The sequence below is a fragment of the Thalassobacillus sp. B23F22_16 genome (assembly GCF_043496955.1).
Lineage (GTDB): Bacteria > Bacillota > Bacilli > Bacillales > Halobacillaceae > Thalassobacillus > Thalassobacillus devorans_A.
Window position 1 is genome coordinate 73,734 of record NZ_JBIEKD010000005.1, and the last position, 23,027, is coordinate 96,760.

General features: G+C 41.6%; 21 protein-coding genes. 19 read left to right on the forward strand and 2 right to left on the reverse strand.

From position 1 onward, the window contains the following. Positions 1-165 precede the first annotated feature (165 nt). The 11 genes from ACGTNI_RS06090 (at position 166) to ACGTNI_RS06140 (ending at position 13,209) form a co-directional block, all read left to right on the forward strand. On the forward strand, positions 166-912 hold the full coding sequence (locus tag ACGTNI_RS06090; RefSeq protein WP_085505477.1) for a YkgJ family cysteine cluster protein: 747 nt from the start codon (positions 166-168) through the stop codon (positions 910-912). Continuing rightward, positions 899-1,537: an MOSC domain-containing protein gene (locus tag ACGTNI_RS06095; protein WP_394460780.1), complete on the forward strand. Its 639-nt coding sequence runs from the start codon at positions 899-901 to the stop codon at positions 1,535-1,537. The genes ACGTNI_RS06090 and ACGTNI_RS06095 overlap by 14 nt, the downstream gene beginning before the upstream one ends. A 256-nt stretch (positions 1,538-1,793) precedes the next feature. Then, a complete protein-coding gene (locus ACGTNI_RS06100) occupies positions 1,794-2,618 on the forward strand; it encodes a CAP domain-containing protein (RefSeq protein ID WP_085505479.1) in 825 nt (274 codons plus the stop codon). A gap of 124 nt (positions 2,619-2,742) precedes the next feature. Beyond that, a complete protein-coding gene (locus tag ACGTNI_RS06105) occupies positions 2,743-3,114 on the forward strand; it encodes a DnaJ family domain-containing protein (protein ID WP_085505480.1) in 372 nt (123 codons plus the stop codon). Between the two features lie 31 nt (positions 3,115-3,145). After that, positions 3,146-3,811 carry an SOS response-associated peptidase gene (locus ACGTNI_RS06110; protein WP_085505481.1) on the forward strand — a complete coding sequence of 222 codons (666 nt, stop codon included), beginning with the start codon at positions 3,146-3,148 and terminating at the stop codon, positions 3,809-3,811. Positions 3,812-4,089: 278 nt separating this feature from the next. Continuing rightward, a complete protein-coding gene (locus ACGTNI_RS06115; protein WP_394460783.1) occupies positions 4,090-5,634 on the forward strand; it encodes a pyridoxal phosphate-dependent decarboxylase family protein in 1,545 nt (514 codons plus the stop codon). Continuing rightward, positions 5,631-7,376 (forward strand): IucA/IucC family protein, encoded by a 1,746-nt coding sequence (locus ACGTNI_RS06120; protein ID WP_394460785.1) that lies wholly within the window; start codon positions 5,631-5,633, stop codon positions 7,374-7,376. The genes ACGTNI_RS06115 and ACGTNI_RS06120 overlap by 4 nt, the downstream gene beginning before the upstream one ends. After that, the gene (locus ACGTNI_RS06125; protein WP_394460787.1) at positions 7,366-7,950 is read left to right on the forward strand and encodes a GNAT family N-acetyltransferase; all 585 of its coding nucleotides are present in this window, start codon (positions 7,366-7,368) and stop codon (positions 7,948-7,950) included. The genes ACGTNI_RS06120 and ACGTNI_RS06125 overlap by 11 nt, the downstream gene beginning before the upstream one ends. After that, positions 7,925-9,265 (forward strand): lysine N(6)-hydroxylase/L-ornithine N(5)-oxygenase family protein, encoded by a 1,341-nt coding sequence (locus ACGTNI_RS06130; RefSeq protein ID WP_394460790.1) that lies wholly within the window; start codon positions 7,925-7,927, stop codon positions 9,263-9,265. The genes ACGTNI_RS06125 and ACGTNI_RS06130 overlap by 26 nt, the downstream gene beginning before the upstream one ends. Positions 9,266-9,293: 28 nt before the next feature. After that, complete coding sequence (locus tag ACGTNI_RS06135) at positions 9,294-11,105, forward strand: IucA/IucC family protein (protein ID WP_394460929.1); 1,812 nt, start codon at positions 9,294-9,296, stop codon at positions 11,103-11,105. A gap of 226 nt (positions 11,106-11,331) precedes the next feature. Next, the gene (locus ACGTNI_RS06140) at positions 11,332-13,209 is read left to right on the forward strand and encodes a sensor domain-containing protein (protein ID WP_394460792.1); all 1,878 of its coding nucleotides are present in this window, start codon (positions 11,332-11,334) and stop codon (positions 13,207-13,209) included. Between the two features lie 50 nt (positions 13,210-13,259). Here the strand turns inward: ACGTNI_RS06140 and ACGTNI_RS06145 are convergent, their stop codons facing one another. Further along, positions 13,260-14,630, reverse strand: coding sequence for an alanine/glycine:cation symporter family protein (locus tag ACGTNI_RS06145; protein WP_062439556.1), 1,371 nt, complete (start codon positions 14,628-14,630; stop codon positions 13,260-13,262). Between the two features lie 180 nt (positions 14,631-14,810). Between ACGTNI_RS06145 and ACGTNI_RS06150 the strand changes: the two genes are divergently transcribed. From ACGTNI_RS06150 to ACGTNI_RS06160, 3 genes are read left to right on the forward strand one after another with little or no spacing between them, the layout of a single operon-like run. After that, positions 14,811-15,290, forward strand: a complete 480-nt coding sequence (locus ACGTNI_RS06150) for a low molecular weight protein-tyrosine-phosphatase (protein WP_085505486.1) — start codon at positions 14,811-14,813, stop codon at positions 15,288-15,290. Between the two features lie 6 nt (positions 15,291-15,296). Beyond that, positions 15,297-15,626, forward strand: a complete 330-nt coding sequence (locus tag ACGTNI_RS06155) for a YtxH domain-containing protein (protein ID WP_394460795.1) — start codon at positions 15,297-15,299, stop codon at positions 15,624-15,626. 30 nt (positions 15,627-15,656) lie between these two features. Then, on the forward strand, positions 15,657-16,487 hold the full coding sequence (locus ACGTNI_RS06160) for a YihY/virulence factor BrkB family protein (RefSeq protein WP_085505488.1): 831 nt from the start codon (positions 15,657-15,659) through the stop codon (positions 16,485-16,487). A 239-nt stretch (positions 16,488-16,726) separates the two neighbouring features. Here the strand turns inward: ACGTNI_RS06160 and ACGTNI_RS06165 are convergent, their stop codons facing one another. Beyond that, entirely contained in the window at positions 16,727-18,664 is a 1,938-nt protein-coding gene (locus tag ACGTNI_RS06165) for a heavy metal translocating P-type ATPase (RefSeq protein ID WP_394460797.1), read from the reverse strand. A gap of 271 nt (positions 18,665-18,935) precedes the next feature. On the opposite strand from ACGTNI_RS06165, the gene ACGTNI_RS06170 reads away from it, so the two are divergent. The 5 genes from ACGTNI_RS06170 to ACGTNI_RS06190 all read left to right on the forward strand — a co-directional run bounded on the left by ACGTNI_RS06170 (position 18,936) and on the right by ACGTNI_RS06190 (position 22,967). Further along, the gene (locus tag ACGTNI_RS06170; protein ID WP_394460799.1) at positions 18,936-19,784 is read left to right on the forward strand and encodes a transporter substrate-binding domain-containing protein; all 849 of its coding nucleotides are present in this window, start codon (positions 18,936-18,938) and stop codon (positions 19,782-19,784) included. 10 nt (positions 19,785-19,794) lie between these two features. Beyond that, on the forward strand, positions 19,795-20,487 hold the full coding sequence (locus ACGTNI_RS06175; protein ID WP_394460801.1) for an amino acid ABC transporter permease: 693 nt from the start codon (positions 19,795-19,797) through the stop codon (positions 20,485-20,487). A gap of 440 nt (positions 20,488-20,927) precedes the next feature. Continuing rightward, a complete protein-coding gene (locus ACGTNI_RS06180; RefSeq protein WP_394460803.1) occupies positions 20,928-21,707 on the forward strand; it encodes a metal ABC transporter ATP-binding protein in 780 nt (259 codons plus the stop codon). Next, positions 21,700-22,557, forward strand: coding sequence for a metal ABC transporter permease (locus ACGTNI_RS06185; RefSeq protein ID WP_394460805.1), 858 nt, complete (start codon positions 21,700-21,702; stop codon positions 22,555-22,557). The genes ACGTNI_RS06180 and ACGTNI_RS06185 overlap by 8 nt, the downstream gene beginning before the upstream one ends. Beyond that, the gene (locus ACGTNI_RS06190; protein WP_062439527.1) at positions 22,554-22,967 is read left to right on the forward strand and encodes a Fur family transcriptional regulator; all 414 of its coding nucleotides are present in this window, start codon (positions 22,554-22,556) and stop codon (positions 22,965-22,967) included. Before ACGTNI_RS06185 ends, ACGTNI_RS06190 begins: the two co-directional genes overlap by 4 nt. Positions 22,968-23,027 lie beyond the last annotated feature (60 nt).

Sequence of the window (23,027 nt, forward strand, 5' to 3'; positions counted from 1 at the left end):
TGATCCATTTGCTTTTTTTCAAATGCGTGTGCCATTGTAACATCTCAAAAATAGGGACGAAAGGTTTTTGAAGAAATTCAAGAGAAAAATTTCATAAGTGGTTCTGAATATAAATATGGATGTATAATGGAAGAAATCAATTGTAGCTGAAAAAGGAGCATTTTCATGACGGAATATCTGAAACACCAGGAAATAATCGATAAATGCGAACGGCTGAACCAAAACTATCAGGTCGACCCGGCATTTTTCGATAACATCATAGAAGAACTGCTTGATAGCGACATGGATACAGATTCAGTCATCCTAAATGGTTTTAAGCGTTTATTAAGTGAAGTTGACCATGAGATAGAGCGAATGGAAGACTACGCTGGTATGAAGGCCAGTTGTTTCAAGGGGTGCGCGTTTTGCTGCTATTTTCCGATTATCGTGACCCAAATGGAAGCGAAAATCATGTTAAAAGAAATTGAGAATTTTCCTGAAGAGCGGAAAGAAAAAATATATCAGCACTGGAACTCCTATTTTGACGAACACGAAGTGAAACTCGATACCGCGTTGAATATGGACCTTCAGGACTCAGAAACGAAGCTGAATTATAAGCGGCTGGATTTGCCATGTCCAATGCTCGATCCCGAAACAAAAACGTGTATGGCTTACGAAATACGTCCGATCCCTTGCCGGACCTATCTCAACTACGCCAATCCTAAAGTCTGTGCGGAGAATCATATGCCAGATGAGCCTTTCAGCTATGAATTTTTGTATGAATATTATATGGGCTCTTTAAATGAAATCATGCAGGCCTTATATGAAAATGGAGAAGGTTTGTTTGTCGACTACCCAAGTGATGTATGGAGTTACGATTATTTACCTGCCTGGATCAAGCGAAGGAGTGAGTTAGAGGATGAAGGAGTATGAGGTACGAGCTATCAGTGTCGGAAAGCCTGTTCTATTAGATACAGATAAAGGACCACTGAAAACAGCAATAAAGAAGAGAAGGGTAGATGAGCCGGTTTGGTTAAGCCGGCTTAATTTTGAAGGGGATTACCAGGCGGATCAGAAAAACCATGGCGGGCCGGACAAAGCGGTCTGTCTTTATCCCGCCCAACACTACAAACATTGGAAAGATCATTATCAGCAAACCTTTACTTTTCCATCATTCGGAGAAAATTTGACGGTTGAAGGGGGGGATGAACGTGAAGCTGCTATAGGAGACCGGTACCTTCTTGGGGATGCAGAACTTGAAGTTTCCGAGCCGCGGAAGCCTTGTTATATTATTGCCAGAAAGTACGGGCTTGACGATTTTCCAACCAAGATGATTGAAAAAGGGTTTTCTGGTTTCTACCTGCGGGTAGTTAAAGAAGGAAGTGTGAAGCCAGAAGACAAATTAATCTTGAAGGAAAGGGACTCGTTGCATATTACCGTAGCTGATGTGAATGATGTTCTTTTCCATGATCGTGAAAATAAAGATAAAATTTCCAGAATATTAGAGACACCAGCCCTGGCTGCTGGACTTCGGGCTTCTTTGGAGCGGAAATTGTAACAAACCAGTAATATAACGTAACATAAAAAAGCCGTTTTGACGCCTGTCAACGGCTTTTTTTATGAAATTTCTAGAAATCTGTTTGTTTTTTTCCAGAGAATTATCTGAATAATCTATTCGTTATTATTGCTTTGATGGGGTTCTTCTGTTGATAGCGCTTGCAAAAATAGTCAATGGAAAACCTTGGGTCTAATGTTACAGAAAAGCGATGCTATGATGATATTGTACAAAAAACACCAAAGGAGAGGATCAACGCATGTTTAAGAAAGTAAGTACTGCATTCGCATTATCAACAGCATTGCTTATGGGTGGTGCTTTCACAGCTGACGCACACGCAGGAGGCGAACAACAGGCACCATCTATTAAAGCATTCTATAAAATTCAATCCTATGGAGGTTCTTTCTCCCAGGATGATGTAAATAAATTGTTGCAAGATGCTTTGAATAAATACGACATTCAATGGGATCAGCTGCAAACGCCAAAGCAAGAACAGCCTAAGGAGCAGCCTAAACAAGAACAACCGAAAGAACAACCAAAGCAAGAGGAGCCAGCTGAGAAAGAACAAGCTCCAGAACAACCTGCTGAGAAGCAAGAAGCTTCAGAACAGCCAGCTGAAGAGCAACAACAAGCACCTGCTCCACAGCAACAAGAACAAACTCAAGAAGCTCCAGCTGAAGAGCAATCTGCTGAGCAAAACAGCGAGTTAAGCCAATTCGAACAGCAGGTAGTAGAATTGACAAACCAAGAGCGTCAAAAGCAAGGACTTGAACCACTTAAAGCAGACGCAGAGCTAAGCAAAGTTGCACGTGATAAATCTAAAGATATGGCTACTAACGGATATTTCTCTCACAACAGTCCGACACACGGTTCTCCATTCGATATGATGAAAGCATATGGCATTGATTACCGTACAGCGGGTGAAAATATTGCTAAAGGACAACGCAGCCCAGAAGAAGTTGTCAATGGCTGGATGAATAGTGAAGGCCACCGTAAGAACATCATGAACCCTAACTTCACTCACATCGGTGTAGGCTATGTAGAAAATGGCAATGTATGGACACAAATGTTTATTGGAAAATAATATAGCAGCTATGGAGTCCGGCCTTGAGCCGGGCTCTTTTTTATAGTGTCACATTTAATAAACAATAATAATTAGTGGTATAATATTATACAAAGATTTCCTTTTTCTGAAAGGAGAAAATGAAATGGATTTTACATCACTCGTGGAAGAGAAAATTAAGCAATCCATTCGGAATGGGGATTTTGACAATCTTCCCGGAAAAGGAAAACCGCTTCCAAAAGATGATATGGAACATGTCCCTGCCGACCTTCGAAACAGCTATAAAATTTTAAAGAATGCCAATATGATCCCAGAAGAAATGCAGTTGAAAAAAGAGATTGTGTCGCTGGAGGAATTGATTGACTGTTGCAGGGAGCCGGAAGAAAGAGAGAGCTATAAGAAGCAGTTAAGTGAAAAACAGCTTCGTTTTCAGTTGATGATGGAACAAAGGAAGTTGAAAGGTTCTGGAGCTTTCAGACGCTACCGTGGTCAAATCAACAAGCGGATGGGCTTTTGATTCATGCTTAGACAGGGATGGAGGGGTAGTGATGTGTGGCCGTTATACATTATTAGCAGAAGAGGTTGAGATTTTAAAAGAATTTGGTCTCGATCACAAAATTCCGAATTATGAGCCAAGATATAATATCGCTCCGGGTCAGAAGGTGCTTGCCATCATTCATGATGGGAAAGAAAAGCGAGCCGGATTTTTAAAATGGGGACTCGTTCCTTTTTGGGCGAAAGATCCAAAGATCGGATATAAGATGATCAATGCCCGGAGTGAAACAGCTCATGAAAAACCAAGTTTCAAGTCACTTATGGGTAAAAAACGATGTCTCATAGTTGCGGATAGCTTTTATGAATGGCAGCGTACCGATAACGGCAAGCAGGCAAAACGGATGAATTTAAAAGACAGGAAGCTATTCGCGTTTGCCGGCCTATGGGATAAATGGGCTAAAGATGAGGAAGAGATGTTTACATGTACGATTCTTACTAAGGAAGCTAATGATTTTATGAATCCGATCCATGATCGAATGCCGGTGATTCTGCCTAAAGAAAAGCAGGATGAATGGATTGAGCCCGTCAAATGGGGGGCTGATGAAGCGGCTGGTTTCCTTGAGCAGCTGCAGATGGAAGATTTAGATGCTTACGATGTAAGCGACTTCGTTAATTCTCCCAAAAATGAAGGACCGCAGTGCATCCAATCCCTGGCTTGAACTATAAATATTGTTAAACCGAAGCTTAGAGTATATTGCTCTAAGCTTTTTTTATGCCTCTCTTTCTTGAACACTCACTAAATACTGGTTAATTTTACTGAATATATACCTAGAGTGAGAATGTAATGGGTGTAATTGATAATGGATCTCAATTACTATTGACTATGATTATCATTCTCAATTAATATGTATATATGCACTTAATTGAAAATGATTTTCATTTAAGGGGATGAATAGGAGCAACCCAATAATTATGAATTGGAAAGGAAGGATAGCTTTTGAACTTCATATTTGAGAAAGAGTCGCTTGAAAATAGGGGATTTAATCACCCGGATAAAGAATATAGTAATCTTTTTCTTCATGGAGAGAGCACCGAAAGTTATCAACATATTACACAGCAGGTGACAGAGAAACTTGCCGAAGTGATGAATAAACTTGAACACCCATACTCAGGAAAAAAACCCTCAAGCTTATATCAGGAGTTGAACAAACTATCTGTTTTCAGCTACGAGGGAGAATCAATAGAAAGCTTATTGGAAGACATAAACGATACCCTTTTGATGAGTAATATTCATATTGCCCATCAAAAGTCAGTTGCCCACCTCCACTGCCCATCACTCGTATCTGCATTGGCGGCCGAAATGATCATCAATGCTTTCAATCCTTCGATGGATTCCTGGGATCAGAGCCCGGCAGCAACATATTTAGAACAAGAAGTGATCCAGTGGCTGCTTCATGGATTCGGCTTTGATTCTGAAGCGGATGGGGTTTTTACCAGCGGGGGAACGCAGTCCAATTACACAGGTTTACTTATTGCCCGTGATTCTTTTTGTAAAAAGACCTGGGGAGTGAATGTACAGAAACATGGCCTTCCTCCTCAATTTCAGCGCCTGCGGATACTTTGCTCCGAAGATGCACATTTCACTGTCAAAAAATCCGCTTCTCAACTAGGGCTGGGAGAGGAATCGGTATTATCTATTCGCACAGATAAAAACCATCGCCTGTGCATCGCTGATTTAAACAGGAAACTAGAAGAATTGGACAAGGAGCAATTGTTGCCATTTGCATTGGTGGCTACATGCGGGACGACTGATTTCGGTAGTATCGATCCTCTTTCTGATATGGCAGCAATAGCAAAAAAACATGGGCTATGGCTACATGTCGATGCAGCATTCGGAGGGGCTTTGATCTTGAGTCATCAGCATAGAAGTAAATTGAGAGGGATAGAAAAAGCGGATTCCATTACTGTTGATTTTCACAAATTATTCTATCAGCCAATCAGCTGTGGTGCGTTCCTCCTTAAAAATAAAGAGGGATTTCGTTACCTGCAGCACCACGCCGATTATTTGAATCCTGAAGAGGATGAGGAAAAAGGTATTGTTAACCTGGTCAATAAGTCGATTCAAACAACAAGACGGTTTGACGCGTTGAAGCTGTTTTTCTCCTTAAGAATGGTAGGGACAAAGCAATACGGTGAGATGATTGATCATACGTTGTCTTTGGCAAGCTCTGCTGCCTGCTATATCGCTGGGTTGGAAAACATGAAGGTGATCAATGCCGATCCAGAGTTAAATACAATTGTTTTTCGCTTTGAACCGTCTGTAACCGGCAAAGTAGATCTAAACCAGGTCAATCGTAATATCCATAAGCATTTACTTTATACAGGTAAAGCTGTTCTCGCTAAAACAACCATAAAAGGTGAAGTATGTTTGAAATTTACACTTCTGAATCCCCGGACGAAGCTTGAGGATTTGAAGGAAATTTTAGTTGATATCCATGAGTTTGGAAAATTGGAATTAGATAAATGGAGGTTTCCCGTGTGAGAAATATAAAAGAAATTGCAGAGAACGCGACAATGCAAAGCTTTTTGAATTGCTACCTGAGAGAAACAGGAAATTTCAAGGAAGAAACTGCTGCAGGGTCAGCAAAGACTATTTCCTGCGCCTTATCTAATCAGGGAATTGATCTGATCATCGATGTGAAGTATTGGTCTGAAACAGGAAGGCACCTGTTTGATTTCCCTATTTATTATCATACAGGAAATGAAACTAAGCCGATCGATTATGTCACATTAGCTTCCCTGATTACCAAAGAATTAGCATTGGAAAATAATCAGGAAGAAGCTGAGGATGAACTGATCATGCGTGTGATTCTGAGCTGTAAAAACATAAAAAAATACCTCGAACATAGATTAGCTGATTCCAACTACTTGAGCAGCCGTCAATTCAATTTTATTGAAGCAGAGCAATCATTGATTTTCGGTCATTTGCTTCACCCTACTCCAAAAAGCAAGCAAGGCATCACGGAAGAAGAAGATAATTGGTACGCACCTGAAATGAAGGGAGAGTTCCAATTGCATTACTTCTGGGCTGCAGAGGGATACGTAAATCAAGACTCTTCCCTGAAGGCTTCTGCTGAAGAAATGATCAAAGAAAACTTGGCCGAAGAGGTGATCAAGACTGAAGGTGAAGGAGCATGGATTCCTGCTCACCCTTTGCAGGCAAGAGAACTGCTGAAAAAATCATCCGTACAGCATATGTTGGATGAGGGGACAATAAGGTATTTTGGACCGATGGGACCTAAGTTTACAGCTACCTCCTCATTCCGAACGGTATATAGTCCACAGTCAAAATATATGTACAAGTTTTCAGTCCCGATAAAAATTACGAATTCCCTTAGAATGAACCAGCAGAAAGAATTGGATAGAGGAGTTGAAGTGTCACGACTATTACAGACAACTTTAGGGGAGGATTTGAATCGACAGTTTCCAAATTTCAATGTGATATCAGACCCTGCTTATATCAGTGTAGATATTCCAGGGGAAAATGAAGTGCGGCTGGATTGCATCCTGCGTGAGAATCCGTTTTACAACGATGATGCAAATGTGATATTAGCAGCCGGACTGGGGCAAGACCACCCTTATGGGGAACAGACACGCCTTTATAGTATTATTACCGGTTTGGCTGAACGAGCAAACAAAACTACTCAACAGGTAAGTGAAGACTGGTTCGAACGCTATCTATCCATTACCCTTGATCCGATTCTATGGCTCTTTGAAAACTATGGCATTGCACTGGAAGCTCACCAGCAGAATTCAATGGTTCAATTGAAAGACGGTTATCCTGAGCGATTTTACTACCGTGATAACCAAGGCTACTACTTTCGGGAAAAGAAAGCTGACCATCTGAAGGCTCTTTTACCTGGCCTGAATGAAAAGAGCGATACCATCTGTGCAGATAGTATTGCGGAGGAAAGGCTTCGTTATTATTTTGTCTTCAACCATTTGTTTGGTGTCATTAATGGATTTGGAACCAATGGGTTAGTTCCCGAGGAAAATTTAATCCAGCTGCTGCGTGAGCGTTTAGAGGAACACAAGAAACATACCACGGAGTCTAAGCAATTGCTTGACAGTCTATTAGAAAATGACGACCTCCCTTGTAAGGCTAACTTGCTTACTCGTTTTCACGATATGGATGAACTTGTAGGCTCGCTGGAAACGCAATCGGTTTATACATCAGTAACAAACCCTATAGCAAAAAAGGTGGGAATTTCTCATGAATCCTGATTTCATTACCTTTGACAATGATGTTGAGAAAAATATTTCCTTCCGTAAATTAGACTATGATAGGGATTTGACCAACGTATTTTTATGGATGCATCAACAGCACGTCATCCCTTTTTGGCAACTGAATCTGCCATTCGCTAAGTTCAGCGGACATTTGAAAGACGCACTGGATGACCGTCACCAAACGTTATATATAGGAGAGATTGACGGTCATCCCATGAGCTATTGGGAGGCTTATTGGGTCAAGGATGATGTCGTAGAAAAATGCTACGATGCTGAACCCTTTGATCAAGGGATCCATCTGCTGATCGGGGACACACAATATCTAGGGAGGGGATACGCTCTCCCCCTGTTACGGGCGATGGTAGATTTTCAATTCAAGCGGCCCGAAACAAAGAAAGTGGTTGCCGAACCGGATATACGAAATGAAAAGATGATCCATGTCTTTGAAAAGTGCGGGTTTGAAGCAATTCATCCAATAAAACTACCAGATAAAACAGGGTTATTGATGTTTTGTCACAGGGAGACATTTGAAAAGAGGTGGTCTCATGAAGGATTCTATCAAGAAGTCTAACATTTACGACGTGATTGGCATAGGAATCGGTCCATTCAACCTTGGCTTTGCAGCGCTGGCAGAAGGGGTACCCGAAATAGATGCTTTGTTCTTTGAGAAGAAACCACAATTTGACTGGCACCCCGGGATGATGATTGAAGGGACTACATTACAAGTTCCTTTTTTAGCTGACCTTGTAAGTATGGCAGATGTAACAAATCGTTATAGCTTCCTAAATTACTTACAGGAAAAGAATAGGTTGTATCGTTTTTATTTCCGGGAAGATTTCCACATTCCGAGGAAGGAATACAACCATTATTGCAGATGGGTGACGGAGCAACTGGATAATTGCCAGTTTCATGCCAATGTGAAACAAGTGGAGCTTCAAACTCTTGATGGAGAAGACGTATATGAAATAGTGGTGGAAGATGTTCGTACAAAGGAAGAAGATTGCTACTATGGCCGCCATATTCTGATGGGAATTGGAACGGTGCCTGCTGTTCCTGAACAATTACAGGAAGCCTTGGGGGAAAAGGTATTTCATACAGCAGATTATCTATATAAGAAAAATATTTGTAAAGGGGCTGAAAAAGTAGCGGTCATTGGCTCGGGACAAAGTGCAGCGGAGGTATTTCTTGATTTGCTGGAAGACCAGCCAGACCATGGATATTCGTTGGATTGGTACACCCGCTCGAAAGGTTTCTTCCCAATGGAATATTCAAAACTTGGACTTGAACATTTTTCACCTGATTATACTTCTTTTTTCTATCAATTAGCTCAGGAGAAAAAAGACAAATTGTTGGGTGAACAGGATTTGTTATATAAAGGAATCAGCGCAGATACTATCTCCAATATTTATGAACTTTTATATCAGCGAAGTGTTGGAGAAGAAGAGCCTGACATCCACTTACAAGCTATGTCGGCTATTAAACAGATCAAGCCTTTTGGGGAGCAATGGAGACTTTATGGGTGCCAGCTGGTAAGTGAAGAAGAATTTTTAGTGGAAACGGATGTGGTGATATTAGGGACAGGCTACAAGCCAAACTTTCCAGACTTCCTGATGCCAATTCATGACCTTATTATCTGGGATAGCCAAGGGCGGTTTAGTGTGAGTGAAGATTATAAGCTATCAATGGACGGAATCTACAATAATCATATCTTCATTCAAAATGGAGAAATTCATACGCATGGAGTCGGTGCCCCAGATCTTGGATTGGGCGCTCACCGAAATGCGGTTATCATTAACTCCTTGGCTGGCAGAGACGTCTATCCAGTCAGCCAAGCAAATGTTTATCAGTCATTTGGCACTAGGAGACAGCCTGCTTTTAGTCAATAAATTTACAGGGAAAGAAGGGATTTCATTCATGCATTTACCATATATAAAGAAATACTTTAAGCACGAACACTGGGAGAAAGCGAATTACCAGCTGTTAACCAAAATGATCGAGGAGTATACGTACGAAGATATGCTTGAACCAGAAATTAAGAAGCAGCATGGGAAGTGGGATGAATACATGCTGCCGATCTCTGATAATAAACAATATACTTTTCTTGCAAGAAAAGATCTATTTGGAGGTTTGAAGGTAAAAGCTGGAACTATTTGCGAAAAAGAAGATGGAACAGAGCGCCCAGCTGATCATGCCATCCAATTTTTACTTGATATCCAGCCTATTATAGGAATGTCTTCTGAAACAGCCGGTCATTTAATTAAAGAATTGAACAATACACTTGTGGCTGATATGCATCTGCTTGGAAAAGCTTCGAAAACCTCCGATGAGCTGATTAAGGAAGATTATGCGTTGTTAGAGGGACACATGAGCGGCCACCCATGGATTACTTATAATAAAGGGAGAATCGGTTTCGGCTACGACGATTATTGTGATTACGCGCCAGAAATGCAAAAAGAAACTAAATTATACTGGATCGCCGTGCATAAGGATCGCGCTTCCTTTCAGTCGACTGAAAAAATCAATTATCATAAGCTTTTACATGACGAGCTTTCCCTTGATGAAAAGAAACAGTTTGAAAAAGTGCTGCAAGAATGGGGAGTTGATGAACAGGACTATTTCTACCTTCCTGTTCATGAATGGCAGTGGAAAAATGTGATCATCCATCAATTCGCTGAAGATTTATCCAGGCAGATGATCATACCATTAGGAAAAGGTGAAGACAATTACCTCCCTCAACAGTCGATTCGGACCTTTGTAAATCAAAGCAATAAAGAAAAACATCACGTGAAGGTGCCGATGAGTATATTGAATACTCTAGTCTATCGCGGCTTGCCTGCGGAGCGTACCCTGATTGCACCAAAGATTACGGAATTCATCAAAGGAATTTATGAGAAAGATGATTTTTTAAAAGAAACTTGCCGGGTGATCCTGCCGGGAGAAATAGCAAGTATTAATGTAGATCACAGCCTCTACCCAGAGCTTGAGAACTCCCCCTATCAATACCTGGAAATGCTTGGTGTCATTTGGCGGGAGAGTATTTACACATATCTGGATGATGGAGAAAAAGCGATTACCCTGGCCGCATTATTACATGAAGATAACGATGGCAAACCATTTGTCTCAAGCTTGATCGAGGCTTCCGGGATGTCCCCTGAGGAGTGGCTGAAGGAATTTTTCCGAGTGGTCATGGATCCGCTGCTCCACTACTTATATCAATATGGCACAGTATTTTCACCTCATGGGCAGAATACGATATTGGTAATCAAAGATTTCAAGCCGCATCGGTTGGCAGTGAAAGATTTTGTGGATGACGTAAATATCAGTGATCAGCCATTTGAAGAGTTATCTGTACTATCACAAGAACTGAAGGATGTACTGAGGAGTGAGCCGCCTGAAGGACTCACCCAATTTATCTTCACAGGGTTGTTTGTATGCCACTTAAGGTACATGGCTGACATTCTTGATCGACAGGAAGCCGTAACCGAATATAAATTTTGGGAGTGTCTAGCGGATTCCATCAAACAATATCAGAACAACCACCAACATTTGAAAGATCGTTTTAAACTCTTTGATTTCTTTAAACCTGAATTAACCAAACTTACGTTAAATCGTAATCGTATGGTTGACTATGGTTATGAAGATGGTGATGATCGCCCTCATGCTTCCGAATCAGGGAAAGTCATAAATCCGCTTGCTCGTTTTGCCAGGGAAGTACACTTTTCATAAATTCTTCATCAGACAGGCCTATTTCTATAGGTCTGTCTTAATTTTTCTTGCTTGTCACCCACTTGAAAAAGTGAAAATTCAACTAACAAAATATTAATTTTCAGAGAAAAATAGCTAGTGATTAAAGTGAATGCAGGAAATGATTAGTCTTTTTATAATGGGTAAAATAGTTTAAAATTAACTCAATCTTCTCGAACCTTAACGATATTTGATAAAGGTGGATTCCATGAATAATTTGGATACCTCGTTTGTACATGCAGAAATAACCCGACTAATGGAAACTCTCAAACTACAGCTTCAAGGTGGAAAAGAACGACAAACACTAAATGAACTTGATAAACTGCTTCATAATTATCTTACTTCCTACGAGGACTTAGCATTTACAGAAAGCAAAGTGATGGAAGAAACTTTGGTTATTGAAGTGGAAAATGATTTTCAACGAACCGTGGCAGCATTAATGAATATGGTATTTAAAGTTAGAAAAAATAAAAATGGAAATTATTACTTTACCATGTTTGAAGGGAAACTGGCCAGAGACCTAGGGCTTACCACAGCTTTTGTTGAAGGGAAAGAAATGGATGAGATTTTCGGGTTAGAAAAAGCCGTGTATTTAACAAATAAATACGATAAAGCATTTGCTGGAGAAAACATTACATATAAACATAAATTAAGGGATACTTTCCTTTACTCCACATTGGCTCCTATCCAGCACGAGGGAGAAGTGGTGGAGATCATCGGTTCTTCTGTTGATATAACTGTGCATGCAGTGGCTGAGATGAGAGTCAGGCATATGGCCTATCACGACCCATTGACGGACTTGCCTAACCGGCGGAAATTACAGAAAGACTTGGAAGAAAGGTTAACATCCACTGCTAAGCAGAAGCGCACGCCTTTCTATATCCTTTTATGTGACCTGGATCGTTTCAAATATATTAATGATGCCCTTGGTCATACGGCTGGTGATGAAGTCATCCAGCTGATTGGCAGGCGAATCCGTGAAGTGATCAGCGAAAAAGGGAACCTGTACCGACTTGGAAGTGATGAATTTGTTGTTATCACCGATCTGGCAAGCTCAGAAAAAGAGGTGCGAGAGTTAGGTAACTCTATTTTGGAACATGTAAGCAAGCCTTTGCGTATAAAAGGGAAAGAATTATTTCTTACCACAAGTATTGGCATCGCTGGCTATTCAGGCGGCGGTACTACGGCTGGGCAGTTGATTGGAAATGCGGATGTTGCCATGCATTATTGCAAACTGAAAAGACGGCAGAGTCTGCTCTTTTATACAGATTCCATGAATAAGTACTACAATGAATTGGTTTCTTTAGAAGGCGACTTGCGTGCAGCCATCCGTAATAGGGAGCTGCTGCTGTATTATCAGCCGAAAATTGACGTCCGTTCCGGAGTGATCAGTGGTATGGAAGCTCTCGTTCGGTGGAAGCACCCTGTTCAAGGATTCATTTCCCCTGGGAAATTTATTCCGATTGCTGAAGAGACTGGATTGATTCTGGAGCTGGGGGAATGGGTGCTTTATGAAGCATGCCGCCAGAACAAGGAATGGATGGAAAAAGGATACGCCCCGGAGCGTGTGGCTGTCAATGTATCAGCAGAAGAAATTCAGCGCCATGACTTTGCGAGCCGTGTAGGGAAGATATTAGAGGCAACGGGGATGCCGGCCCGTTTTTTAGAAATTGAAATTACTGAGAACAGTATCATGCAAAATGCGGAAGTATGCATCCAAACGATGCAGGAGCTAAAAAGGCTTGGCGTTGCTTTGTCAATTGACGATTTTGGCACTGGCTACTCCTCGCTTGGGTATTTACGGCAGTTTCCAATTAATTACTTAAAAATTGACCAATCCTTCATAAAAGATGTCAGCACGAACCCAAGTGGTGCAGAAATTGTGAAGGCAATGATTCAGCTTGCGCATACGTTTAAGTTAGAGGTCATAGGAGAGGGCGTGGAAAAACCTATGGTTTTAGGTTTTCTTAAAGAAAATGGCTGTGATCATTATCAGGGCTACCACTTTAGTAAGCCGCTTCCACCGGAAGAATTTGAGAATTTTTTAACAGTACGTAATCCTTATACTTTCCACAAGACTAAATAAAGCAGCGCCAGGCAGGCGCTGCTTTATTTTTCCATTAAACTTTGTTCTAATTAAGAGTAAGAGGACTGCTTCTCCTGACGTTTTTCTTCCTTGGCTACTTTCAAGAAGCGCTTCGTTTCTGATGCTACCACGCCGGATAGAAGCAAGAGCCCAATCAAGTTAGGGAATGCCATCAACCCGTTCATGATGTCAGCAAAGGTCCATACGATGCCTAGTTCTTGGACAGCGCCTACAAACACGAATAAGACGAATGCAATTTTATAAAGTGGTAAAGCGCGGTCTTTTGTCAGATAACCAAAACATTTCTCTCCATAGTAGGACCATCCCACAATGGTGGAGAAAGCGAAGAATACAAGTCCGAGAGAAACGATATAACCACCGATATCACCTAAGAAAATGGAGAATGAGGCGGTAGTTAAATCAGCTCCTTCCAGGTCTCCATTACCATATTGACCTGCCATAACGATTGTCAGACCAGTCATTGTACAGACGATGATCGTATCGATTAAAACCTGAGTCATCGAAACCAATGCCTGGCGGCCAGGATAGTCTGTTTTTGCAGCTGCTGCTGCGATCGGAGCAGACCCTAAACCAGCTTCGTTGGAGAAGACACCACGTGCGACACCATAGCGGATGGCTGTACCTAACAGGCCGCCAGCTACCGCATTCCCACTGAAAGCATCCGTAAAGATTGTGCCAAATGCAGCTGGTACGAGGTGAAAGTTAGTAAAGATAATAATAAGTGCACCAATGACATAAAATATCGCCATGATCGGTACAAAAAATGCAGTGACCTTACCGATACTTTTAATTCCGCCAAGCAATACCAAACCTGCCAGCGCGGTAAGAATCAATCCTGTTACCCAGGTAGGGATGGAGAACGTGGCATCGAGTGCATCGGATACAGAATTGGATTGTACCATATTTCCAATACCGAAAGCAGCTATCGCACCAAAGATAGCAAACAAGATACCGAGTGTTTTTCCAAGGCCTTTCATTTTTAAACCTCGGTCCAGGTAATACATCGGCCCACCAGACATGTTTCCGTTTTTGTCTGTAATTCGATATTTAACGGCGAGAATGGCTTCTGCATATTTTGTTGCCATTCCGAAAATAGCGGTGATCCACATCCAGAATACGGCACCTGGGCCACCAAGTACGACAGCTGTAGCTACCCCGGCAATGTTACCGGTTCCAATAGTGGCTGCCATCGCAGTAGTCAAAGCCTGGTAGTGGGAAATGTCACCTTTCGATTTTTTATCTTGTTTACCCGGACTGAATGCAAGCTTCAACGCGTAAGGCAATGCGCTGAATTGCAAAAATCCGAGCCTTAGTGTCAAATAGACACCGGTTCCGACGAGCAGGATCAATAATACGGGACCCCATACAACGCCGGATATACTGCTTAAGACATCTTGCATGATTAGTACCCCCTTTTTCCTTATATATAAAATATTCCGAAAACTAAGAGCAAATGTCAAGCTATTTCGGGTATAATAGTAGATGATAAAACAAGTTTTCACCGGTAAAAATGGGGGTAGCAGTCGATATATACAAAATTTGCATGAGATAAAAAGAGAAGAATTGGGGGAGAAGAAGTAATGATTAAAGTTCTATTTGTTTGTTTAGGCAACATTTGCCGGTCGCCGATGGCGGAAGCTATTTTTCGCGATTTAATAAGGAAAGAAGGGTTGGAAAAGAAAATATCCATAGACTCTGCCGGGATCGGTCACTGGCATGTTGGTGATCTTCCTCATGAGGGCACAAGAGAAATTCTGAATAAATATAAAATTTCTTATGAAGGAATGTCTGCCAGGCAAATTACAGAGCGCGATTGGGACGATTTTGATTACTTGATTGCGATGGATGAAAAGAATGTCACAGATATGGAAGGTATAAGAAAAAAAGAAGATGTTACTGTAGCTCGACTGCTTGATTTTATTCCGGAAGCAGAAGTGAAAGATGTCCCCGATCCATTTTTTACAGGCAACTTTGAATATGTCTATGAACTTGTATCGGCTGGCTGCAGAGAACTTTTAAATAAAATCAAAAAAGACCATCAATTATCAAAGGAGGAATAGGTAAATATGAAAGAGCATAAGTTTTGGAAAGGGGTCATGATCGGTGCCGTTATTGGAGGAGCTGTTACGCTGTTGGACAAGGAGACCAGAGAGTATGTTTTTAACAGCACTAAACAGGCTGGGGTATCTTCTAAGAGTTATACTTCAAACCCTTCAGAAGCTATCCGGGAGTTACGCCTTAAGTACAACCAGCTGACGAACCGTGTGGCAGATGGGGCTAAAGATATACTGGAAGTTTTGAATAAAGTGGAGGAACTGCTTGATAAAGTGAGCGAATGGGAAAAAGAAGTAGAAAAGGACGTCGAGAAACTGACAGATCACCGGGACGTTTCATAACATTCTCCCAATGGTTAGGAGAGGGATATCATGAAAGAGTTCTTCAGTTTTATAAAAGAGGTAGGAGCGAGCTTCAACAAGGATGACATCAGTGGCATGGCCGCCCAATTATCTTACTTTTTTTTATTATCTTTATTCCCTTTCATGATATTTCTTGTCACTTTATTAGGCTATATGCGGCTTTCGCAGGAAAGGCTGTTGGATTTTATTCACACCTATGCTCCTCAGGAAACCTACACGATGATTCAGGAAAATCTGGCAGAATTGATGGCAAGTCAGAATAGTGGCTTACTGTCTATTGGTATCATCGGCACGTTATGGTCTGCGTCCAATGGTGTCAACTCCATCATGCGTGCATTCAACCGTGCTTATGATGTAGAAGAAAGCCGTTCTCCATTTGTCGGGAGAATTATTGCTATCGTACTTACTATTTCGATGATCGGTGTCATTGCCGTCGCATTTTTACTCCCTGTGTTTGGAAGAATGGTCGGGGTCTATCTGTTTTCTATGTTTGGATTATCCGAAGGTTTCCTTGAGTTGTGGAATGCCTTACGCTGGGTGATTTCTTCGATCATCTTTTTTCTCGTCCTCATGTTTCTGTATATGCTGGCCCCCAATAAATATATTAAAATAAAGCAGGCTTTCCCTGGCGCGGTTTTTGCAACAGTTGGCTGGCAGATCGTGTCCTTATTATTTTCATTTTATGTCACCAGCATGGGCAATTACTCAGCCACTTATGGCAGCCTCGGCGGGTTTATCGTATTGATGATCTGGTTTTATATTTCCGGGATCATCATCATTTTAGGAGGAGAAATTAATGCAATTTTGCGAAGGAGAAAATTGGGCATCCATTCCTCCTGATAGCCTGTATAATCGCTGTACTTCATGCAGAACCTAAGCATGATTATTGAAAAAAAGGAGTGGCAGCGATGAGCGATAATAAGCAAAATCATAATAATAAGAACAACAAGAAGAAAAAAAGTGATGCTCCTAAACACAAAACAAGCAGCTCCGCGAATAAGCAGAATAACTACCACTAACACGAAAAAAGGCTCCCCGGACGGGAAGCCTTTTTTAGATGGTTTATACCTTCATACATATTAGGATTTAAGAAGTCGCAAGCCATTCAGAATAACAAGTATGGTACTTCCTTCATGACCAATGACGCCTAGCGGCAGGTCCAGAACTTGCAGGAAGTTTGAAATGATCAGTACCATGATGACCAATATGGAGAAGACAACGTTTTGTTTGACAATTTTGTTCATTCGTTCGGAAAGTTTAATGGCATTGGCGATTTTAGGTAAGTCATTTTTCATCAAAACGATATCAGCCGTTTCTAAAGCAACATCTGTACCTTCCCCCATAGCGATACCCACATTTGCGGTAGCCAGAGCAGGTGCATCATTGATACCATCACCGACCATACCGACGTTATCAAAATTGTTACGAAGAATTTTTACCTCATCCACTTTCTCCTCCGGCATACATTCAGCCACATAGTTATCAAGCCCAGCTTCTTCAGCAATCGCTTTAGCTGTGGTTTCATTATCACCGGTCAGCATAACAGTGTAAATTCCGTGTTGCCGTAAAATTTTGATGGCATTTTTGGTTTCTTCTCGAACCGTGTCCTTTAAAGCTACAACTCCTGCGATGCCTTTTTCATCTCCAATGAATACAACCGTTTTACCTTGCCTGGCTAATTGTTCCAGAATTCCTCCGTGGAAGGATTCGGCAGCTTCTTTTCCAAGAAATCCTGGCTTACCGATTTTCCATGTGACTCCATCCACTTCTGCTGTAACGCCGTTGCCGGCAAGGTCCTGCATATTGCTGATTTCCCGACGTTCAATGCCGGGTTGGGTGTCCGTGTAAGTGACAATAGCCTGTGCTAACGGATGGGTGGATTCTCTTTCTATTGAGGCAAGTACTGATAGAACTCTACCCGACTCTTCCTCTGAGCGGAAAAACACATCTGTGACTTCCGGTTTTCCTTTGGTCAGTGTCCCTGTCTTGTCAAAAGCAATCGCATTTAAATGGGACAGTTTCTCCAGGTGAACCCCACCTTTAAAGAGAACTCCATTTCGGGCACCGTTCGATATAGCTGACAGCGTTGCCGGCATAATGGATGCTACTAACGCGCATGGAGAGGCAACTACCAATAGGATCATTGCTCTGTATATCGTATCTGTCCAGCTCCAGCCAAACAGAAAGTGAGGTAAAAACATCATTAATGCAACCACAATCAAGACGATTTTGACATAAGTACCTTCAAACCGTTCGATAAACAATTGAGATGGTGATTTTTCACTTTGCGCGGACTGTACCAACTTTATGATTTTCTGGAAAAGCGTTTCATCAGACGGTTTCGTGATTTCAACTGTAATACTTCCATTAATATTGACTGTCCCGGCAAATACTTCTCCGTTGGTTTCTTTTGTTACTGGAACAGATTCTCCCGTAATCGCACTTTCATCCAGGCTGGTTCTTCCTTTAATAATGGTGCCATCAGAAGGAACACGTTCACCAGCCTTGATAAGGATGCGGTCACCCAGTTGCAACTCTTTAACTGAAACAATTTCTTCTCTTCCATTTTTTATACGCAAAGCCTCTTCAGGCTGTAAATCCATTAAAGATGAAATTTCCCGTTGGCTTTTATTCATGGTGTAAGTTTCTAATGCTCCACTTAATGCAAAGATGAATATCAGGATAGCTCCTTCCGTCCAATAGCCGATAATGGCAGAACCGACTGCCGCGAATATCATCAGCATCTCGACATTAAGTTCCCGATTTTCAATGGTTTCCTCAATACCTTCTTTAGCTTTTGCAAAACCACCAATGACGAAGGCAGCTAAATGAAGAACAACAAATGTTCCATAGCTCATGGATCCTTCAAAAATCCAGGCAGTCAGAATGATAATTCCACTGACGATCGCTGCGATAAGTTCCATATGCTCTTTAACTTTTTCCCACCATACGAATGATTTTTGAGTATGCGATGTTTGTGGCTGGTTTGTACTGACTGCACGTGCTTCTGAACTCATGTTCTCAACTCCTCTTCTATAATTGAGAATAGTAATCAACATCATTTAACTATACAAATGATAAAAGCTATCAATTAGGTTTTGATAGCGTTAATTTAAATTAAAATAATTATAATTTAGTACCTGTTATTATCATAGCACATTTCGGGATATTATCAAGTGAGAATCGTTGGATTATTTATCCTTTTTTAAAGACAGGTTATATTGTTGCAAACTATCCTTCCCGTTGCTATATTGGTGAAGTGTGAATTTAAGGAGGAGGAAAAAAATCATGAAAAATAAAGCACTATTTTTTATACTTATGATACTTTCTGTTTTCGCGTTAGCGGCTTGTGGTTCTTCAGACCAGACAGGAGAAAAGTGGTCAGAAATTGAGGAGCAAGGAGAAGTGGTGGTAGGCACATCTGGTACCCTTTATCCTGCTTCCTTTTATCCCGAAGGATCTGATGAAGAATTAACAGGCTATGATGTTGAAATTATGCGTGAAATCGGGGACCGTCTTGGCCTCGAGGTGAAGTTTGAAGAATATGGGGTAGACGGTCTGCTTTCAGCCATTAAAAGCGGACGGATCGATATGGCAATCAATGATATGGAAGTGACAGAAGAGCGAAAGAAGGAGTTCGCATTCAGCGACCCTTATAAGTATTCTTATTCGACGATGATTGTGCGGGAAGATGACTTGTCCGGCATTGAAAAACTTGAAGATTTAGATGGTAAAGTTGCCGGTGGAGGAGCCACTACTGTTTTTGCAGAGATTTCCCGTCATTTTGGAGCTGAGGTGAAAACTTACGGAAACGTAACCAATGATGTATATTTGCGCGATGTGGAGAATGGGCGTACCGATTTAATTATCAATGATTATTACCTGCAATCATTGGCATTAAAAGCACTGCCGGACATTGAGGTTACATTACATCCGGACTTGAAGTTTCATCCAACAAACTCTGCGATCGTAATGCCGAAAGACGCAGGTACATTACAACAAAAAGTGAATGAAACTTTGAATGAAATGCGCGAAGATGGAACTTTAACTGAGATTTCGAAAGAATTCTTCGGCGGAAAAGATGCATCAAAGAAACCAGACGAGGATATTCGAGAGATCGAAGGCTTAGATTTGTAGGTGAGTGAATATGTTCGGCATTGAAATCAAACGAGTAGAGATCGAGGATCTGTTCAATGCCCAGCGGGCCTGGGATAACCTTCCCTTTGTATTAAGTGGGGTACCGCTGACTTTATTGGTGGCTATCCTTGGTATGCTGCTTGGACTGTTGATTGGTTTATTTCTTGCTCTGGCGAGACGATCGGACAAACGGATGCTGCGCTGGCCTGCAAGGATGTATATATCGTTCATGCGAGGCACACCTATCTTGGTTTTCCTGTTTATCCTGTATTTTGGGCTTCCGGTAGTTGGGATTGAATTGACTGCCACCATGGCTGCTGTGTTAGGGTTTGGATTGAATTCAGCTGCTTATATCGCTGAAATCAATCGTTCCTCACTAAGCAGTGTGGATGGGGGACAGTGGGAATCTGCACAGGCTTTAGGTTTTTCGTATTGGCAGACGATGAGAAGAATCATCCTTCCTCAAGCTACGAGAATAGCTATACCGCCACTGACGAATGTGTTCCTGGATTTGATGAAAGCGACGTCCTTGGCTGCAATGATCTCCGTACCTGAACTGTTCAATAAAGCGCAGATTGTAGCAGGAAGAAATTACGACACAATGACAATGTATATTTTGGCTGCTTTGATCTATTGGCCAATGACCATGGTATTCTCGGCCTTACAGGATTATTTAGAACAGCGCTACAATAAATATTTATAGTCAAGAAGCTCTCCAGGCAATGCCTACCAGAGCTTCTTTTTTATTTTTATAAACGTTATTTTTAACACAAGAGGCTTATTCAATTAAAGGGCGGAAAGTCGAAGACTTGATTTCGAGATATTTTGGGTTCCGTTGCCGAACTAGAGTAAGGGCGGCTGGGAAATTGCGAGACTCCTATGGGATAAACATGATTGGTGAGATCCCGGAAGGCGAAGCCTGAGGAAGCTCACCCCATGCCCATGGAAAGCGAGTGATTTCCCGGACCTCCACACCGTTACTACCGTAACGGAAACAGTTTCTCTCGAAACTGAGTCTTCAAGAAAAGGGAGCTTATCTGGAAAACATATGTAATTGTAATGGTTACGATTAGATACTTGTGTAGACTGTCGGAAGCCGTTATAATGTAGTTCGTAATCATTATGATTTAAAGAGGGATTAGTATGACAGATAATAAAGTTTTGGAAATGGATAATGTATCCTTTAAATATGAAAAAGAGACGGTAGTAAAGGATGTATCACTCACTATCGAGGCGGGTCAATTCTTTGGGCTGGTCGGCCCGAATGGCTCTGGTAAATCCACATTGATCAAGCTTATGCTTGGCCTGTTGAAACCTACAAAAGGAAGTATCAAGCTGTTTGGGTCTCCTGTCCGCAGCTTTAAACATTGGGAAGAGATCGGATTTGTATCACAAAAAGCCAACAGCTTTAACTCTGGATTTCCGGCTACCGTACTGGAAGTTGTAAAAACAGGGTTAATTTCAAAAACAGGCTTGTTTCGTTTTTATAATAAGAATGACCGGGACAAAGCGATGCAGGCGTTAAAGACAGTAGAGATGGAAGACTACTTCAACCATAATATCGGTGAACTTTCTGGTGGACAGCAGCAGCGTGTATTTATTGCCAGAGCTTTGGTGAGCGATCCGAAGTTTTTGATATTAGACGAACCCACTGTCGGAGTCGATGCCAAACATGTGGCTGACTTTTATCAATTGCTGCACAAATTAAATCGCAACGAAGGGATTACATTATTGATGGTTTCCCATGATATTGGGACGATTACCGAACATGCGAGCCATGTCGTCTGTATGAATAAAACCATTCATTTTCATGGAGAGTCTCATGAATATAAGGCATTTTCTAATGAAGATCTCAGTCAATTATACGGTCATCCGGTCCAGCAGCTGACCCACAACCATGGGGAGGTGGACCCTCGTGATTGAAAGCTTTTTCACCTATGAGTTCTTACAGAACGCTGCGTTAGCCGGTTTGATGATCGGTTTTGTGGCACCGCTTCTTGGTGTCTTTATCGTTGTGCGGCGATTGTCGCTGATTGCGGATGCGCTCTCACACATTACTTTAACTGGTATTGCGGCAAGTCTGTTATTAGAAAAGCGGGTAACGGCGATCAATGAATGGAACCCCGTTTATATGGGGATGGTGTTTTCTGTCACGGGCGCCATTCTGATTGAAAAACTTAGAAAAGTTTATAAGCATTATGAGGAGCTCGCGATTCCGATCATCTTATCTGGAGGGATCGGTGTCGGGGTCATATTGATCTCGCTTGCGGACGGCTTTAATACCGACTTATTCAGTTATTTATTTGGCAGTGTCACTGCTGTCAGCCGTGCGGACATGTCGACAGTGTTAGTGATTACATTATTGGTACTTGCCGTCGTTTTGTTGTTCTATAAAGAGCTGTTTGTGTTGTCGTTTGATGAAGACCATGCTGCGGTGTCCGGGGTTAATGGGAAATTGATCCACCTATTGTTTATTGTTATGGTGGCCTTAGTTATCGCTTCAGCGATGCAAATTGTCGGTATATTGCTCGTATCAGCATTGATGACCCTTCCTGTTGCTGCAGCATTACGTATCTCCAAAAGTTTTAAACAGACGATTGGATTATCTATCTTTTTCGGAGAATTATCCGTAATCGTTGGATTAATTACTTCCTATCAGCTAAGCGTACCGCCTGGCGGAACAATTGTAGTTACTGCCATTTTGATATTAATCGGAGCGATAGCCTATCGGAAGGTTTCAGGTCAATTATCATTAAAGGGTGAAACGGTATGAATATAGAAAAAGCAATTAATAAATTAAAAGAAAAGGGATATAAGCGTACGAAACAGCGAGAGCGGATACTTGAGATATTCTCGGAGCAGGATCAAGGATATATTCCTGCCAAGACGATTCTAAAGGAAATACAAAAGGACTTTCCCGGTGTAAGCTACGATACGATTTACCGTAACTTATACTTGTTGGCAGAAGAACAGGTACTTGAATCGACTGAACTGGATGGGGAGAAACATTTCCGTTTCCATTGTGACACGCATGGCCATCATCATCATTTTATTTGTACCGGGTGTGGCAAAACAAAGGCGGTAGAGTTTTGTCCGATGGATAAAATAGCCCAAAGCCTGGATGGTTATGCTGTTGATGATCATAAGTTCGAGATTTACGGAAAGTGCCCAGGCTGTCTTTAAGAACGGAGCGTATCGTGCGAGACGGTACGCTTCTATTCAGGTCTAAACTAAATGGTAGTG

What these genes read in the sequence shown, in the direction of transcription:
- ACGTNI_RS06125 (WP_394460787.1), top strand. Translation starts at nt 7,366, where the DNA reads ATGAATCCTGATTTCATTACCTTTGACAATGATGTTGAGAAAAATATT.
- ACGTNI_RS06095 (WP_394460780.1), top strand. Translation starts at nt 899, where the DNA reads ATGAAGGAGTATGAGGTACGAGCTATCAGTGTCGGAAAGCCTGTTCTA.
- ACGTNI_RS06105 (WP_085505480.1), top strand. Translation starts at nt 2,743, where the DNA reads ATGGATTTTACATCACTCGTGGAAGAGAAAATTAAGCAATCCATTCGG.
- ACGTNI_RS06160 (WP_085505488.1), top strand. Translation starts at nt 15,657, where the DNA reads ATGAAAGAGTTCTTCAGTTTTATAAAAGAGGTAGGAGCGAGCTTCAAC.
- ACGTNI_RS06135 (WP_394460929.1), top strand. Translation starts at nt 9,294, where the DNA reads ATGCATTTACCATATATAAAGAAATACTTTAAGCACGAACACTGGGAG.
- ACGTNI_RS06130 (WP_394460790.1), top strand. Translation starts at nt 7,925, where the DNA reads ATGAAGGATTCTATCAAGAAGTCTAACATTTACGACGTGATTGGCATA.
- ACGTNI_RS06165 (WP_394460797.1), bottom strand. Translation starts at nt 18,664, where the DNA reads ATGAGTTCAGAAGCACGTGCAGTCAGTACAAACCAGCCACAAACATCG.
- ACGTNI_RS06190 (WP_062439527.1), top strand. Translation starts at nt 22,554, where the DNA reads ATGAATATAGAAAAAGCAATTAATAAATTAAAAGAAAAGGGATATAAG.
- ACGTNI_RS06090 (WP_085505477.1), top strand. Translation starts at nt 166, where the DNA reads ATGACGGAATATCTGAAACACCAGGAAATAATCGATAAATGCGAACGG.
- ACGTNI_RS06110 (WP_085505481.1), top strand. Translation starts at nt 3,146, where the DNA reads ATGTGTGGCCGTTATACATTATTAGCAGAAGAGGTTGAGATTTTAAAA.
- ACGTNI_RS06140 (WP_394460792.1), top strand. Translation starts at nt 11,332, where the DNA reads ATGAATAATTTGGATACCTCGTTTGTACATGCAGAAATAACCCGACTA.
- ACGTNI_RS06175 (WP_394460801.1), top strand. Translation starts at nt 19,795, where the DNA reads ATGTTCGGCATTGAAATCAAACGAGTAGAGATCGAGGATCTGTTCAAT.
- ACGTNI_RS06180 (WP_394460803.1), top strand. Translation starts at nt 20,928, where the DNA reads ATGACAGATAATAAAGTTTTGGAAATGGATAATGTATCCTTTAAATAT.
- ACGTNI_RS06145 (WP_062439556.1), bottom strand. Translation starts at nt 14,630, where the DNA reads ATGCAAGATGTCTTAAGCAGTATATCCGGCGTTGTATGGGGTCCCGTA.
- ACGTNI_RS06170 (WP_394460799.1), top strand. Translation starts at nt 18,936, where the DNA reads ATGAAAAATAAAGCACTATTTTTTATACTTATGATACTTTCTGTTTTC.
- ACGTNI_RS06155 (WP_394460795.1), top strand. Translation starts at nt 15,297, where the DNA reads ATGAAAGAGCATAAGTTTTGGAAAGGGGTCATGATCGGTGCCGTTATT.
- ACGTNI_RS06100 (WP_085505479.1), top strand. Translation starts at nt 1,794, where the DNA reads ATGTTTAAGAAAGTAAGTACTGCATTCGCATTATCAACAGCATTGCTT.
- ACGTNI_RS06150 (WP_085505486.1), top strand. Translation starts at nt 14,811, where the DNA reads ATGATTAAAGTTCTATTTGTTTGTTTAGGCAACATTTGCCGGTCGCCG.